The organism is Dyadobacter linearis (genome assembly GCF_907165045.1).
Lineage (GTDB): Bacteria > Bacteroidota > Bacteroidia > Cytophagales > Spirosomataceae > Dyadobacter > Dyadobacter linearis.
The window spans coordinates 169,366-183,893 of sequence record NZ_CAJRAU010000009.1 but is presented as its reverse complement, the minus strand read 5'-3'; the positions used below and the strand labels follow the sequence as shown (position 1 = coordinate 183,893).

The 14,528-nt window shown below is 43.6% G+C and carries 16 protein-coding genes and 1 pseudogene; 15 read left to right on the top strand and 2 right to left on the bottom strand.

Features of this window, described 5'->3' with window-relative positions; genetic code table 11:
• Window positions 1-3 precede the first annotated feature (3 nt).
• The 11 genes and pseudogenes from KOD92_RS24260 to KOD92_RS24210 all read left to right on the top strand — a co-directional run bounded on the left by KOD92_RS24260 (window position 4) and on the right by KOD92_RS24210 (window position 8,874).
• A complete protein-coding gene (locus tag KOD92_RS24260) occupies window positions 4-852 on the top strand; it encodes an AraC family transcriptional regulator (protein WP_215236208.1) in 849 nt (282 codons plus the stop codon).
• 50 nt (window positions 853-902) lie between these two features.
• Window positions 903-1,190 (top strand): nucleotidyltransferase family protein, encoded by a 288-nt coding sequence (locus KOD92_RS24255; RefSeq protein WP_215236207.1) that lies wholly within the window; start codon window positions 903-905, stop codon window positions 1,188-1,190.
• Window positions 1,183-1,380: a hypothetical protein gene (locus KOD92_RS27830; protein ID WP_229254819.1), complete on the top strand. Its 198-nt coding sequence runs from the start codon at window positions 1,183-1,185 to the stop codon at window positions 1,378-1,380. Before KOD92_RS24255 ends, KOD92_RS27830 begins: the two co-directional genes overlap by 8 nt.
• Window positions 1,381-1,558: 178 nt before the next feature.
• A complete protein-coding gene (leuC, locus tag KOD92_RS24245) occupies window positions 1,559-2,962 on the top strand; it encodes a 3-isopropylmalate dehydratase large subunit (RefSeq protein ID WP_215236205.1) in 1,404 nt (467 codons plus the stop codon).
• A gap of 62 nt (window positions 2,963-3,024) precedes the next feature.
• Window positions 3,025-3,393 carry a GxxExxY protein gene (locus tag KOD92_RS24240; RefSeq protein WP_215236204.1) on the top strand — a complete coding sequence of 123 codons (369 nt, stop codon included), beginning with the start codon at window positions 3,025-3,027 and terminating at the stop codon, window positions 3,391-3,393.
• A gap of 103 nt (window positions 3,394-3,496) precedes the next feature.
• The gene (leuD, locus tag KOD92_RS24235; RefSeq protein ID WP_215236203.1) at window positions 3,497-4,093 is read left to right on the top strand and encodes a 3-isopropylmalate dehydratase small subunit; all 597 of its coding nucleotides are present in this window, start codon (window positions 3,497-3,499) and stop codon (window positions 4,091-4,093) included.
• Between the two features lie 86 nt (window positions 4,094-4,179).
• Window positions 4,180-5,751, top strand: coding sequence for an alpha-isopropylmalate synthase regulatory domain-containing protein (locus tag KOD92_RS24230; protein ID WP_215236202.1), 1,572 nt, complete (start codon window positions 4,180-4,182; stop codon window positions 5,749-5,751).
• 5 nt (window positions 5,752-5,756) lie between these two features.
• Window positions 5,757-6,035, top strand: a complete 279-nt coding sequence (locus tag KOD92_RS24225; protein WP_215236201.1) for a nucleotidyltransferase family protein — start codon at window positions 5,757-5,759, stop codon at window positions 6,033-6,035.
• An 86-nt stretch (window positions 6,036-6,121) separates the two neighbouring features.
• A pseudogene (locus KOD92_RS27765) lies at window positions 6,122-6,361 on the top strand (HepT-like ribonuclease domain-containing protein); the annotation flags it as partial.
• Window positions 6,362-6,383: 22 nt separating this feature from the next.
• On the top strand, window positions 6,384-7,454 hold the full coding sequence (gene leuB, locus KOD92_RS24215; RefSeq protein ID WP_215236200.1) for a 3-isopropylmalate dehydrogenase: 1,071 nt from the start codon (window positions 6,384-6,386) through the stop codon (window positions 7,452-7,454).
• 262 nt (window positions 7,455-7,716) lie between these two features.
• Window positions 7,717-8,874 (top strand): 2-isopropylmalate synthase, encoded by a 1,158-nt coding sequence (locus KOD92_RS24210; RefSeq protein ID WP_215236199.1) that lies wholly within the window; start codon window positions 7,717-7,719, stop codon window positions 8,872-8,874.
• 141 nt (window positions 8,875-9,015) lie between these two features.
• On the opposite strand, the gene purU is transcribed toward KOD92_RS24210, so the two are convergent.
• Entirely contained in the window at window positions 9,016-9,849 is an 834-nt protein-coding gene (purU, locus tag KOD92_RS24205) for a formyltetrahydrofolate deformylase (RefSeq protein ID WP_215236198.1), read from the bottom strand.
• A 77-nt stretch (window positions 9,850-9,926) separates the two neighbouring features.
• Between purU and KOD92_RS24200 the strand changes: the two genes are divergently transcribed.
• Window positions 9,927-10,412: a GAF domain-containing protein gene (locus tag KOD92_RS24200; RefSeq protein ID WP_215236197.1), complete on the top strand. Its 486-nt coding sequence runs from the start codon at window positions 9,927-9,929 to the stop codon at window positions 10,410-10,412.
• Window positions 10,413-10,474: 62 nt separating this feature from the next.
• Here the strand turns inward: KOD92_RS24200 and KOD92_RS24195 are convergent, their stop codons facing one another.
• The gene (locus KOD92_RS24195) at window positions 10,475-10,771 is read right to left on the bottom strand and encodes a muconolactone Delta-isomerase family protein (protein WP_215236196.1); all 297 of its coding nucleotides are present in this window, start codon (window positions 10,769-10,771) and stop codon (window positions 10,475-10,477) included.
• A gap of 279 nt (window positions 10,772-11,050) precedes the next feature.
• On the opposite strand from KOD92_RS24195, the gene KOD92_RS24190 reads away from it, so the two are divergent.
• From KOD92_RS24190 to KOD92_RS24180, 3 genes are all read left to right on the top strand, one after another.
• Window positions 11,051-11,620 carry an RNA polymerase sigma factor gene (locus tag KOD92_RS24190; RefSeq protein WP_215236195.1) on the top strand — a complete coding sequence of 190 codons (570 nt, stop codon included), beginning with the start codon at window positions 11,051-11,053 and terminating at the stop codon, window positions 11,618-11,620.
• Window positions 11,592-13,109 carry an outer membrane beta-barrel protein gene (locus KOD92_RS24185; RefSeq protein WP_215236194.1) on the top strand — a complete coding sequence of 506 codons (1,518 nt, stop codon included), beginning with the start codon at window positions 11,592-11,594 and terminating at the stop codon, window positions 13,107-13,109. The genes KOD92_RS24190 and KOD92_RS24185 overlap by 29 nt, the downstream gene beginning before the upstream one ends.
• Window positions 13,110-13,227: 118 nt before the next feature.
• Window positions 13,228-14,460 (top strand): serpin family protein, encoded by a 1,233-nt coding sequence (locus KOD92_RS24180; protein ID WP_215236193.1) that lies wholly within the window; start codon window positions 13,228-13,230, stop codon window positions 14,458-14,460.
• Window positions 14,461-14,528 lie beyond the last annotated feature (68 nt).

Genomic DNA, 14,528 nt, shown 5'->3' with positions numbered 1-14,528 from the left:
AATATGCTCCGTGTCCCTTCCGATATCAGCTCTTCCGAATTTGAATCCCTGAAAATTCAGGATATGACTTTTGTTGCTTACCGCAATGAAGTATACCCCTCGAAATACGACGTATTTTTCGAGGAGCATGCGGTGATTGTGGTTTTGGAAGGCGAGAAAAAATTTACAAGTCCGAGCCAGGAAGTTCATGTTGAGAAAGGCGATATTCTATTCGTGCAGAGAGGTTTTTATCTGATGTCGGAGTCTATCAATGAATCTTACAAAAGCCTTGTATTCTTTTTTGACGAAAAATTACTGAAAGAATTTGTCGGCCTTCATCCTGAGCTTTTTAATACGCAGGAACAAAAAACGTTATTCGAAAATCCGATCCTGCTTTTGAAGTCGGATGATAATTTCGAAAAATTCATCCAATCTGTATTCCCCTATTTCCGCTCGCGCGCAATACTGAAAAATCATTTTCTCAGATTGAAATTTCAGGAGCTGCTTTTGCATTTATTGGAACTTGATAATTCGCAGCAGTTGAGGGCGATTTTATATAGTTTGTACAAAGGTGAAAAAGTGGACTTGGCTTTTCTAATGAATAGCTATTACCTCAAACCGCTCACATTAGACGAACTAGCAAAGCTTTCAGGACGCAGCTTATCCGCGTTCAAACGCGATTTTCAAGATGAATTTCACACTTCCCCCGCATTTTGGCTCAAAAATAAACGTATCGATTACGCAGACTTTCTATTGAGAAACAGCACCAAAAATGTGTCCGAAATAAGTACCGAAATCGGCTACGAAAGCGTTTCTCATTTTATCAAAACCTACAAGGAAAAGTACGGAGTAACCCCGAAGAGGCAGGGGTGATTTGGGATTGAGCTCAAAAACGTATAGATTCATTTCAACATTGAATGAATATGAATACAAATGCAATTCTTCAAAAGCTTCATCAGTCAAAAGGATATTTTTTCAATAAATATCCCTTGAAATCGATGGCATTGTTCGGTTCATATGCACGAAATGATGCGAACGATAAAAGCGATATTGATATACTGGTAGAATTTTCTGCTCCGGTAGGTTTCGAATTTATCGATCTAGCAATCGAATTGGAGACCGTTTTGCAACAAAAAGTAGATCTGGTCAGCAAAAAAGGATTAAAAGCTCCACTACTCCCGCCAATCGAGAAAACCCTAATTTATGTCTGAAAGAATTCCTTCCATTCTATTTTCTGATATGCTGGATTCCGTCGAAACGGTGCACGACATATCCTGGTGCACGATTACGCTGGAATCGACTTTGAAATTGTATGGAGAATTATTGAAATTCATTTACAACCTCTTAGAGAAGCACTTCTTGAAATCGTCAAAAGTCAGTGAGATCCATTTCGCCAAATAAAGATTTCCGCTCAAATTGCCTTTCAAAACTAAAATCACTATTTTTTGACCCTTTCCCGTTATCGGTATTCGCCTGAATATTTGCTACTTTGTATCCTCAATTCTCCTTTAAAGAAGTAATAGTCATTTGCTTAGTTCTTTAAAGCCGGTTTGAAATGGCGAAATTTTAATCAAACAAAATGAGTAATCAAGCAAGTACCCTTTTCGACAAGGTGTGGGACGCACACGTTGTACGTAAAATTGAAGATGGTCCGGATGTATTTTTCATCGATCGTCACTTTATCCACGAAGTAACCAGCCCAGTTGCATTCCTCGGACTTGAAACCAGAAATATTGGCGTAATGTATCCTGAGCGCACTTTCGCGACTGCCGACCACAATACTCCAACAATCAATCAACACCTGCCTGTTCAGGATCCGCTTTCGGCTAAGCAGCTCCAAGCATTGGAGACTAACTCGGCGAAATACGGCATTTCTCACTGGGGATTGGGCAATGCAAGAAACGGTATTGTTCACGTAGTAGGGCCTGAAAATGGCATTACGCTTCCTGGAATGACGATCGTTTGTGGCGATTCGCATACTTCTACGCACGGCGCATTTGGTGCAATTGCATTCGGGATCGGTACTTCGGAAGTGGAAATGGTACTTTCTTCGCAATGCATTATGCAGCCGAAACCGAAGAAAATGCGGGTAAATGTAAACGGAGTTCTCGGTAAGGCAGTTACGCCGAAAGATGTGACCCTTTTTATTATCTCAAAACTGACAACTGCTGGCGCAACAGGCTATTTTGTTGAATATGCGGGCGACGTTTTTGAAAATATGAGCATGGAAGGTCGTATGACCGTTTGCAATATGAGTATTGAAATGGGTGCCAGAGGTGGTATGATCGCTCCTGACCAGACTACTTTCAACTATATCGAAGGCCGCGACCAGGCTCCGAAAGGTGAGAAATGGGACACTGCCCTGGCTTACTGGAAAACGCTTAAAACGGATTCTGACGCAGTTTTTGACAAAGAATATACTTTCAGCGCGTCGGAAATTGAGCCGATGATTACTTACGGAACCAACCCAGGAATGGGACAGGGAATTTCCAAAGCGATCCCTACTGCTGATCAGGTGGAAGGCGGCAAGTCGACTTTTGACAAGTCATTGAACTACATGGGTTTCCATGAAAATGAGTCGATGCTTGGTAAGAAAATAGATTACGTTTTCATCGGCAGCTGCACAAACGGCCGGATCGAAGACTTCCGTGCATTTGCATCTATTGTAAAGGGCCGTAAAAAAGCTGATAACGTGACCGCTTGGGTTGTCCCGGGTTCGCATATTGTTGAGGCGCAAATTAAAGAAGAGGGTATTCTTGATATTTTGACAGAAGCTGGTTTCGAGCTTCGTCAACCTGGCTGCTCGGCTTGTCTGGCTATGAACGACGATAAGATTCCGGCTGGGAAATACGCAGTAAGTACTTCCAACCGCAATTTCGAAGGACGTCAGGGGCCGGGCGCACGTACGCTTCTTGCCAGCCCATTAGTGGCAGCAGCAGCGGCAGTGACGGGGGTTGTAACTGACCCGAGAGAGTTGCTTTGAGTTTGAGGGAGTGCTTATAGGTTACACAGAGACACACTAAGTTTTAAAGGAGAACCACGGAGATGGAGTTCGATGTGACTGGGAAGATTATTGGATGTTGCATCGAAATTCATCGGGAATTAGGCCCGGGACTATTAGAATCTGCCTACGAAGAATGCCTGGCTTATGAATTAAAAAGGTCTGGCTTGTTTTTCGAAAGGCAAAGACCGGTACCAGTCAATTATAAGGAAGTTAGATTGGAATATGGTTACCGAATGGATTTTGTCGTTGAAAATGCTGTCGTCGTAGAATTGAAAAGCGTTGAAGCATTAAATCCAGTTCATGAAGCTCAGATTCTAACCTATATGAAATTCGCAGAGAAAAAGGTAGGATTACTAATCAATTTCAACGTCCTGATCTTAAAAAACGGCATCAAAAGATTCATAAAATGATTCTCCGCGGCTCTCCATTTTCTCCTTAATCTCTGTGTAACAAGAACTTAGATAGTTATTCAATATTAAAACGCTGAAAGCCGAAAGCCAACAGCCTACTACCATGGCCTACGATAGATTTACAATTCTTAGAAGTACCGCAGTTCCCTTACCGATCGAAAACGTTGATACTGACCAGATTATACCTGCTCGCTTCCTGAAAGCTACCAAGCGGGAAGGATTTGGAGACAACCTGTTCCGCGACTGGCGGTACAATGGTGACGAGACCCCGAAAGAGGATTTCGTGTTAAATAATCCGATTTACTCCGGAAAAATTCTGGTTGGCGGCCGCAACTTTGGTAGCGGATCGAGCCGCGAGCATGCCGCCTGGGCGATTTATGATTACGGATTTCGCTGCGTGGTTTCCAGCTTTTTTGCAGACATTTTTAAAGGTAACTCGCTGAATATCGGCATTTTGCCGGTGCAGGTTAGCGCCGAGTTTCTGAACAAAATATTCCTCGCAATCGAAGCAGATCCGAATGCTGAGCTTGAAGTAAATCTTCCGGAACAGACCATTACGATAATCGCAACCGGCGAAAACGAATCTTTTGACATCAACGGTTATAAAAAACACAATATGACCAATGGTTTCGACGATATCGACTATTTGCAGGCGATGAAGGAGGAAATAAGAGGGTTCGAAAAACAGAGAATATATTAATAGCTATTAACTGTTGGCTATTAGCAATTAGCTTTCATAGAAACGCTAATTGCTAACGGCTAACAGCTGATAGCTGATAGCCAACTATGAACAGCCGCTATATAGAAATAATGGACACGACACTTCGCGATGGTGAACAAACCAGCGGCGTGTCGTTTTCTGCGTCGGAGAAACTCACCATCGCGCAGGTGCTTTTGCAGGAAGTAAAGGTCGACCGTATTGAAATCGCATCGGCACGGGTGTCGGAAGGTGAATTTCAGGCAGTCAGGCAGATTACCGACTGGGCAAGATCGAATGGTTTTCTTGACAAAATAGAAGTGCTGACTTTCGTCGATGGCGATGCTTCCATTAACTGGATACTTGACGCAGGCGCAAGGGTTATGAATCTGCTGACCAAAGGTTCGCTGAACCACCTGACGCACCAGCTTAAAAAATCACCTGCCGCGCATTTCGAAGACATCAGAGCGGTGCTGGAACTGGCTGATTCCAAAGGCATTGACTGCAATGTTTACCTGGAAGATTGGAGCAATGGAATGCGCAGTTCACCTGAATATGTATTTCAGGCGCTCGATTTCCTGACCTCACAGCCTGTAAAAAGAATTCTGCTGCCCGATACGCTCGGAATCCTGACCCCGACTGAATCCTATTCTTTTGTAAAACAGATCGTTGACAAATATCCTGATCAGCATTTCGAATTTCACGCTCACAACGACTACGATCTCAGCATTGCCAATGTAATGGAGGCGCTGCGTGCCGGTGCGCGAGGGTTACATTTGACGGTCAATGGAATGGGTGAACGTACCGGAAACGCGCCGCTGGCCAGCACAATTGCTGTTTTGAACGATATGATGCCGGAATACAAAACTTCGGTAAATGAACGCTCGTTGTACACGATCAGCAAAATCGTTGAGACTTTCTCGGGTATTCGTATTCCTTCCAATAAGCCTATTGTCGGCGAAAGCGTTTTTACGCAAACTGCGGGAATCCACGCCGACGGAGACAAGAAGAATAACCTGTATTTCAGCAAGTTGATGCCCGAAAGATTTGGCCGCCAGCGGCTTTATGCTTTGGGAAAAACATCCGGGAAAGCGAATATCGAGAACAATTTGCGTGATCTGGGAATCACGCTTGCCGACGCTGATCTTAAAAAAGTGACGCAGCGGATCATCGAACTAGGAGACAGGAAAGAGGCTGTAACCCCCGAAGATTTGCCCTACATTATTTCCGATATCCTTGATAGCAATGCGATTGAGGAGAAGGTAGTGATCGTGAATTATGTTTTGACGCATTCGAAAAACCTGAAACCTTCCGCGACTTTACAGATTAAGTTCGGGGAAGAAGTTTTTGAAGAAAACGCGCAGGGCGACGGTCAATATGATGCGTTTATGAATGCATTGAAAAAGATCTATTTCCAGAAAGGGATCAGTCTGCCAATGCTGACGGACTACGCGGTTCGCATCCCGCCGGGCGGAAAAACCGACGCACTTTGCGAAACGATCATTACCTGGGAAATCAATGGTAAAGAAGTAAAAACCAGAGGTTTGGACTCCGATCAAACATTCTCCGCAATTATGGCGACGCAGAAAATGTTGAACTTGATTGGGATACCGGCTGATGTTCCGTTAGTTTCCCCGGTAGCCAAAGATGCACTTAATTAAAAGCCATGAACAAACCGGAATTATATCAAGACCTGAAACATTATCTTTTACAAAAAAAGATTACCAGGGCTGCTGTTTTTGGATCTTTTGCACGAAACGAAGAAAATGACGAAAGCGACATTGACTTGTTGATCGAGGGAAATAATCTGACAATGTTTGATATACTGCGGATTGAAGATGAGTTAGAATCGATGTATAATAGAAAAATAGACCTCGTAGAATACAAAGCGGTAAAGCATTCGATTCAGCATCATGTTTTTAAAAATGTAATTCAATTGATATGATACGCGACGACAACGTATATATCGAGGACATTATCGAATCCATTCAAATAATTCAGCAGTATCTGGAATGAAAGACTGAACAGGATTTTGAAGCAAGCTTACTGTTACAGGATGCGGTATACAGGCGGTTTGAAATAATAGGAGAAGCAGTAACAAAGATCTCTGAAGAATTTAAAGAATTGCATTCTGAGGTCGAGTGGAGATTAATGAAATCAATGCGAAACAAATTGATACATGAATACTTCGGGATATCACCAGCAACTATTTTCGCAACGGTCATTGAAGATCTCCCCCCACTCCTACATAAGTTAAATCAATTATACTAGTGATTATCAATTAAATACCTTAATGAAAAAAAATATCCTTATTGTTCCCGGTGATGGAATCGGGCAGGAAGTTACTGAAGTTGGAAAAAGTGTTCTGGTGAAAATTGCCGAAAAATTCGGGCATGAATTCATTTACGATGATGCATTGATGGGCCACGCTGCTATTGAGGCAACAGGCAACCCGCTTCCTGACGAAACGCTTGCAAAAATGCGGGCTTCCGACGCGATTTTGTTCGGCGCAGTGGGTCACCCTAAATATGATAATGATCCGACAGCCAAAGTTCGCCCGGAGCAAGGTTTGCTGAAAATGCGTAAAGAACTGGGATTATATGCGAATTTGAGACCTATTAAGCTGTTTGACGAGCTTTTAGGCGCTTCTTCCATTAAACCCGAAATTTTGAAAGGTTCTGATATTCTGTTCTTCCGCGAACTCACCGGTGATATATATTTCGGTGAAAAAGGTCGCAAAAACGACAATAATACTGCTTACGATATCGCCGAATATAGCCGCTATGAAGTCGAGAGAATTGCGAGAAAAGCATTTGAAGCAGCGCGCACCAGAAGAGGCAAACTTTGCTCAGTAGACAAAGCGAATGTGTTGGAAACCAGCCGTTTGTGGAGAGAAGTAGTACAGGCACTTGCGCCGGAATATCCGGATATCGAGGTTGAGCACCAGTTTGTTGACTCTGCCGCGATGATGCTGATTAAAGACCCGCGCCGTTTTGACGTAGTAGTAACTGCAAACTTATTCGGCGATATTCTTACTGACGAGGCGAGCCAGATCGCCGGTTCGATGGGAATGCTTGCTTCCGCGTCTGTCGGAGATAGTACCGGAGTTTACGAGCCAATTCACGGATCTGCGCACGATATTACAGGCAAAGGAATTGCCAATCCTTTGGCTTCCGTGCTTTCCGCTGCGTTGCTGCTGGATATTTCGTTTGGCTTGAAAGAAGAATCAGATTCTATCATTGCAGCTGTGGATCAGCTACTTAAAGATGGTTTCAGAACAAAAGATATTGCTGACAGCACCACGCCAGCAGACAAGATCTTAAATACGCAGGCAGCCGGCGTTGAACTTTTGAGAAGATTATAATTGAATCTAAGTTTTGCCAAATAATATTTGTTGCAATCAAAACTTCTGCTTTCTTTGCAGTATAAACCAGTTGTCAGCGAATTTTCGCTCTATATCGATGAACGCACTTAATATAAATCTCTGCCTCCTCATTCTTATTATCTAGTGATACTGGAAAAGGTGATGTTTTGATTGCATTTCGAACCCTTTCCCCCACAGGAAGGGGTTTTATATTATTTAAAAATTATTAAATTCGTATCCATTTAATTTCTAATACCCACCAATGAGTAATCGAGTTCAGATCTTTGACACAACTTTGAGAGACGGCGAGCAGGTACCTGGCAGCCAATTGACCACTGAAGAAAAGATTGTTGTAGCGAGTCAACTCGAGAAGCTTGGGGTAGATATTATTGAGGCGGGGTTTCCAGTTTCTAGCCCTGGTGATTTCAGGTCTGTGGTTGAAATCTCGAAAGTAGTGCGTGAGCCTATTATTTGTGCATTATCAAGAGCAGTTCAAGGCGATATCGACGCGGCAGCCAACGCATTAGAATTTGCGAAACGCGGCCGGATCCACACTGGAATCGGATCTTCTGATATTCATATCCAGCATAAATTCAACACGACCCGCGAGAAGATTCTGGAAAGAGCAGTTTCGGCAACGAAATATGCCAAATCGAAAATCGAAGACGTAGAATTCTATTGTGAAGATGCCGGCCGGGCCGATCTTGCATTCTTGTCTCAACTGGTGGAAGCTGTGATAGCAGCAGGCGCGACGGTAGTTAATATCCCTGACACTACCGGTTACTGTTTGCCTGAACAATATGGTAACAGAATTAAATACATATTCGAACACGTTTCCAATATCCATAAAGCGACCATTTCAATTCACTGCCACAACGACCTTGGATTAGCGACTGCGAATTCATTGGCCGGCATTTCACAAGGTGCCCGCCAGGTTGAAGTTACGATCAATGGAATTGGTGAGCGCGCTGGTAATACTTCGCTGGAAGAAGTGGTGATGGCGATGAAAGTTCATCAGGAAGAATTGGGATTGGAGACCGGTATTAACACGGAATTTATTTATCCGACAAGTCAGCTGGTTTCCAAAATGATGCGTATGCCGGTGCAGGCTAACAAGGCGATTGTGGGTCGTAATGCATTCGCGCATTCTTCCGGAATTCACCAGGACGGATTTTTGAAAAACAACCTTACCTACGAAATCATGAGCCCGCAGGATGTGGGTGTTGACAAGTCAGATATTGTTTTGACAGCCAGAAGCGGGCGTCACGCATTGAAGCATCGGTTCGAACTACTTGGATTCAGCTTCGACAAATCTGCCCTGGACGAATTGTATACCAGATTCCTGGAAGTGGCAGATTTGAAGAAAGAAGTGAACGACGCAGACCTGGTAGATCTTGCAAAAACGGCTATTCCGGTTTAATTAGAATATGCTTAGAAATGGTTAACTCCTTGAATCTGAATTTGATGTTTTAAAGATTTATTTGTACCATTACATATTCAATAACATCCATCAGATTGCAAAAAGCCCTCGGTGATTTTGACTAAGGGCTTTTTTCTTTGCCTAAAGAATAATCGTCCGGTTGTTGTGAATAAATACTCTGTCATTGAAAACTAGTTTGAGTGCCTTCGAAAGTACCGCTTTTTCAGTATCCCGACCCAGAGTTGCCATATCCGAAGCCGTTTGCCGGTGATCCACTGACTTCACATCCTGCGCAATGATCGGCCCTTCATCCAGATCATTATTTACAAAATGCGCCGTCGCGCCGATGATCTTTACCCCCCTGTCGTAAGCCTGCTTGTAAGGATTTGCCCCGATAAATGCAGGTAGGAAAGAATGGTGAATATTAATGATCTTGTCCGGAAAATGATTAACGAATGAAGGTGTGATAATCCGCATATATTTGGCCAGAACGAGATATTCAGGCTGGTAAACGCCCAGTGTTCTCAGAATAGCATCTTCATGTTCCTCGCGTGATTTTCCTTCGTGGGAAATAAAATGAAAGGGTATCCCAAACTTTCCTACCAGCGGCTGTAACTTATTGTAATTGCTGATAACCGCAAGGATATTCGCGTCGAGCTCGTCAAATGCATACCGGATCAGCAGCTCTCCGAGGCAGTGATGTTCTTTGGTCACAAATAGTACAATATCCTTTTTCTTTTTGGGGTTAATGCGCAGATTGAGCCCGGAGGGTAACTCTTTCTGCAAAACTTCCAGCAATTCATTTGCCTCTGTTTCGCCTTCAAATTCGGTCCGCATGAAGAAATATTTGGACGGACTTACATATTCATCGTTTCGAATGATATTTTGATTATGTTCAAAAAGAATGCGGGTAACCTGATAGATCAACCCTTTATGATCGGGGCCGTCCATTAAAAGAATGTGTTTTTGAATCATTTAGCTGTTTTACTAATTTTTTCCGGTAACCAATATCAGAAAATTTCTGTTAGCTAATCTCCCTAATCTGTTATTCAATGGCCGAAGAACTAATTATCCCTGCCGACACCGACCGAGCGAACGTATATAAGGTACTCACACCACAAATCCACGCATTAATTGAACACGAAAGTGACCTTACTGCCAACCTTTCCAACATTGCAGCTGCATTAAAGCAGGCTTTCGGATTTTTTTGGGTTGGATTTTATATTGTTAAAGAAGGGCAGCTTGTACTCGGCCCATTCCAGGGACCTATTGCCTGCACGCGCATTCCATTTCACAAAGGAGTTTGCGGCGCGAGTTATTCACGGAAAGAGACAATCATAGTGCCTGACGTGGAGCAATTTCCCGGCCACATTGCATGCAGCTCCGATTCAAAATCTGAAATCGTGCTGCCTGTTTTTCATCGAAATGGAACAGTGGCAATGATACTGGATGTGGACAGTGACAAGCTGGACGATTTTTCAGAAGCCGACGCAGCAGGCTTGGGTGCTATTTTGAAACTTTTGGAAAGAAAACTATAATACCATAAATGCAAAAAAGGCTCCGCAGATAAACTACGGAGCCTTTTTTGCATTATAACTTCTTAATTCAAAGAAAACATCGGAAGCCGCAAGGCGACAACATTATTGAACATCAGCTTTGTAATCTTTGGATCCATATAATCGATCAACGGGAACTCTGAGACGAGCGACATTACTTCAAATTCACTCTCTCCCCTTACGACGCACCAAAGTCTGGAATAATCGTCCGACAATGCATACGACATCATTCTCCCCTGCTCCATCAGTTCATTGATCTTTTTCTTCTGAGCTGGGATTTTAGCAGTAAAATCTTCCGACATCACCGCCGGAAGTTGTATTTCAACCATATATTGGCTCATAGTCGATAGCAGTTAGGTTTACAGAAATGCACCCGTTTTGTGTGTGACCTGCTAATAAAATGATCTGATCCCTTTATTAGTTCCTGAAAGTGAGCTTCAAATATTCACAAAAAGCTTCCAGAACTTTTCCAACCATCTCATACTTCCCAGTGTCGTAGAATTCACGGATTGCGGTTTTCAGTATTTCAAACGCGACCAAAGCAAAACAGTATTCAACTATCTTTGGGTAGGCGTGCTGATTTTATTATATAAACCGAACGAAGCACCCCTAAACTTCGGATGACCTTTAACGAACAGGAATTGGTGAAAGGCTGCAAGCAGCGCAACCGGATCGCCCAAAAACAGCTATATGATGTTTTTGGGGGGAAGCTGTTCGCTATTTGTCTCCGGTACACCAAAAACCGTGCTGATGCAGAAGATGTTTTGCAGGATGCTTTTATTAAAATATACGAGAATATAGATTCTTACAGAGGCGATAGTCCTTTGGAGTACTGGTTGCGTTCTGTGGTAGTAAATACAGCGCTCAATCATTTGCGGCAGCAGAAATACGTGAAAGAGCTGGATGATATTGATTACCACCTGAATGGTATCGCAGACAGGGAGTTTACGCTGGCGAATTTCCAGTTGCAGCAACTGCTGGAACTGGTAAGAGAATTACCTCAGGGCTGTCAGACCATCTTTAATCTGTACGCTATTGAGGGTTATCAACACAACGAAATCGCTCAAAAACTGGGCATTTCAGAAGGAACTTCCAAATCGCAATATGCGAGGGCAAGAGCACTCCTTCAACTAAAATTGAACAAGGAAACAAGATTTGACGATGGATCCGTCCGGAATAAACAACTTTGAAGAACAGTGGCGAAAGGCATTGAGCGAAGCTTCCGAAACTCCCCCGAAGTCTATTTGGGAGAATATCGAAGCACGTCTTGATGAGAACAGTGAGAAAGGAGCAGTTCTTCCACTTTGGTGGCAGTCTAAAAAACTTTGGCTTGCAGCAGCTTCTGTTGCGGCATTGTTGGTCGTAGGCGCTGGATTCTGGTTTTCTGACTCTTCCAAAAATGGTCAGAACCGCATCGAAGTAGCTGGTAAAGCCGCTCAGTCGCCCGCGACTGAAAAAACTAACATGCCCGAAGCTGGTCATGCAGCTGCTCAGGAAAATACAGAAGCAGTTGCATCAAATGCGCCTGATAACATCGAATCAACTGATAGTAAGTCTGTTAAAGAAAATAATCAGACTCTGGCCTCTGCAACTACTCCCCGGAGGAATGTTGAAAATAGCTCCGGAAGATCGTCCGCGAGTCGCGTTAATAGCCAGAACTCAATAGGAGCTGCGGGAAAGTCTGATATTGCGTCTGTTGAAAATAGTGTATTGGAGCGAAATCAGGATTTTGCGCAAAGTAATAATCTAGCCAGTACAAGCATTTCTTCAAACGAAATACAAAACGATATTCTCGCAAAAACTGAAAGTTCAGAAAAGGCGATTGCCGTGGATATGCTGGCTACCCCAGCTTACAATGAACTGGATATTCACGTGCAAAAGCGGTACGTTTTCTTCAAGCCGGATGCAATTGCAAAAGAGGATATTAAGCCTAAAAAACATACAGAATACTGGGCGGGAATCGGGTTGATGCCGGCTTCATTCAACCCCGACGTTCAACTCAAAAACGCACCTCAGGATTTTTCATACCAGGCTCTTTCCCGCACTAAGGCAGTTACGGCTTCCAGTGAAGCGGGTATTTCTTACGCTTTGCAGACCCACGGCGGAGTGCGGATTTCTAAACATTGGTCAGTGGAACTGGGGTTGAGCTATTTACAGGGAAATTCATCCTATGAAGGCGGTGGATACCTTATTAATTCGAAAAGCCAATCCACCAATGTACTTGAAAATGCCTTAGCAGATGCTTCGAAGGGATCGTCTTATTCTGGTGGCACCGATAAGTTCAACAACGGTGCGCTGTATGTAGACATTACCAATAAAGTGGCCAACAACTATCAATACCTGCAAATGCCGGTTCAGGCGGGCTTTACATTGAATCCTGACAAAAAATTGAGCTATTCTTTGCTGGGTGGAATGATGGCCAATTTCTTCCTCAGTAACCAAATTGAAGCCGCTTCGGGAGATATTATCACAACCAGAGCAAGCGATGAAATTTACCGCAGCATGAACTGGGCGGCAACTACCGGCTTGCGGTTTAATTACAGATTATCAAGCAGATGGAAGGCAAATCTGACAGGTTCGTACCAGAAAGCAATTTCTTCCGGATTCAGATCAAACCAAACGCTGGATGCGCACCCGTATCTGTACGGAGTGGCGTGGGGAGTAAGATATTCCTTCTAAAATAGTTTGTAACCGTTCCAACCTTCGAAAGGATTTTTGAATCTAAAAAGTGTTGAAGCATTGAAAGGACACTGAAATTACTACCAGTATTCTGCAACTACCTTAACATTTATTAGCCATGAAAATTTTTAAACAGGTGCTTCTCGCTCCGCTTGTAACTGCTTTGTTCACGCTGGGCTGCACAAACGACGAAAACTTACCCCCTTCCAACGAGGTCAATCCGGTAGAGATCCCGGCAGCTATTGCCGACGGATCCAGCAGGTTTGCTTTCAATTTTTTACACAACCTGCAAAAAAACCAGCCGGCCGAAGACAACTTCTTTGTATCACCACTCAGCCTGCACATGGCGCTGGGAATGCTCCTCAATGGCGCTGAAAATGAATCGGCTGCCGAGATTCACAAAGTTTTGGAAATGCAGGGCGTTTCGCTTGAAGATCTGAACAAAGCTTACAACACGCTGATCAAGGATTTGCCGGTGGCTGATTCAAGAGTTTCGCTCGGACTTGCCAATTCTATCTGGTACAAAAACGGGCTGAATGTCGAGACCAGTTTCCAGAATGTGCTGAAAGAATCTTTCCAGGCTGAGATCACAGGATTACCATTTGATGATTCTTCCAAGGAGAGGATTAACAAGTGGGCCAGCGACAAAACGAACGGGAAGATCAAGACTGTGATCCAGACCATAGAGCGCGATCACCTGATGTTCCTGCTGAATGCACTTTACTTCAAGGCAGACTGGAAAGCGCGTTTTGACCCAAAAGAAACCATTGATATGCCATTCAAGCTGGAAAACGGATCCAGCAAAACGGTGAAAATGATGCGCATTAAATCTGCATTCAAAGTAGCAGGCGGCACAACTTTCGGCGCAGTGAGACTTCCTTACGGAAACGGGCAGTTCACAATGACACTCCTGCTTCCGACCGCAGGCAATACGATCGACGCCGTGTTATCTGAACTCGATGCTGAAAAATGGAAAACGATTATCAGCGGTAATGCCGAAAATAATGTAAAGGTAGGCTTGCCCAGATTTACGCTCGATTACTCAAAAAAATTGAATGAAACTTTGTACCAAATGGGTATTATAAAGGCATTTTCAAATGGGGCCCAGTTTGGTAAAATATCGAGATCTACCCCTATGAAAGTCGACTTTGTGAAACAGGATGCTTACCTGGCTATTGATGAAAAAGGTACGGAAGCCGCCGCCGTCACGTCCATCGGAATGGTACCGACATCCACAGTTCCGCAGGAGCCGACATTCATCTGCGACCGGCCTTTTGGATTGATTATCAGTGAAAATACATCCAATACCATTCTGTTCATGGGAAGAATTAAAAACCCGGACAGCAAATAAGTCACTTAACCCGTCAAGACTGAGGTTTCAAAATATCAAAGATAAAAAATGCCGGCTCTGCTGGTATT

Bases quoted from the DNA above. Each gene is read 5' to 3' on its own strand.
- KOD92_RS24180 (WP_215236193.1), top strand. From the start codon at position 13,228: ATGAAAATTTTTAAACAGGTGCTTCTCGCTCCGCTTGTAACTGCTTTG.
- purU (WP_215236198.1), bottom strand. From the start codon at position 9,849: ATGATTCAAAAACACATTCTTTTAATGGACGGCCCCGATCATAAAGGG.
- KOD92_RS24195 (WP_215236196.1), bottom strand. From the start codon at position 10,771: ATGAGCCAATATATGGTTGAAATACAACTTCCGGCGGTGATGTCGGAA.
- leuB (WP_215236200.1), top strand. From the start codon at position 6,384: ATGAAAAAAAATATCCTTATTGTTCCCGGTGATGGAATCGGGCAGGAA.
- KOD92_RS24200 (WP_215236197.1), top strand. From the start codon at position 9,927: ATGGCCGAAGAACTAATTATCCCTGCCGACACCGACCGAGCGAACGTA.
- KOD92_RS24190 (WP_215236195.1), top strand. From the start codon at position 11,051: ATGACCTTTAACGAACAGGAATTGGTGAAAGGCTGCAAGCAGCGCAAC.
- leuC (WP_215236205.1), top strand. From the start codon at position 1,559: ATGAGTAATCAAGCAAGTACCCTTTTCGACAAGGTGTGGGACGCACAC.
- KOD92_RS24185 (WP_215236194.1), top strand. From the start codon at position 11,592: ATGGATCCGTCCGGAATAAACAACTTTGAAGAACAGTGGCGAAAGGCA.
- KOD92_RS24230 (WP_215236202.1), top strand. From the start codon at position 4,180: ATGAACAGCCGCTATATAGAAATAATGGACACGACACTTCGCGATGGT.
- KOD92_RS24255 (WP_215236207.1), top strand. From the start codon at position 903: ATGAATACAAATGCAATTCTTCAAAAGCTTCATCAGTCAAAAGGATAT.
- KOD92_RS24240 (WP_215236204.1), top strand. From the start codon at position 3,025: ATGGAGTTCGATGTGACTGGGAAGATTATTGGATGTTGCATCGAAATT.
- KOD92_RS27830 (WP_229254819.1), top strand. From the start codon at position 1,183: ATGTCTGAAAGAATTCCTTCCATTCTATTTTCTGATATGCTGGATTCC.
- KOD92_RS24260 (WP_215236208.1), top strand. From the start codon at position 4: ATGCTCCGTGTCCCTTCCGATATCAGCTCTTCCGAATTTGAATCCCTG.
- KOD92_RS24225 (WP_215236201.1), top strand. From the start codon at position 5,757: ATGAACAAACCGGAATTATATCAAGACCTGAAACATTATCTTTTACAA.
- KOD92_RS24210 (WP_215236199.1), top strand. From the start codon at position 7,717: ATGAGTAATCGAGTTCAGATCTTTGACACAACTTTGAGAGACGGCGAG.
- leuD (WP_215236203.1), top strand. From the start codon at position 3,497: ATGGCCTACGATAGATTTACAATTCTTAGAAGTACCGCAGTTCCCTTA.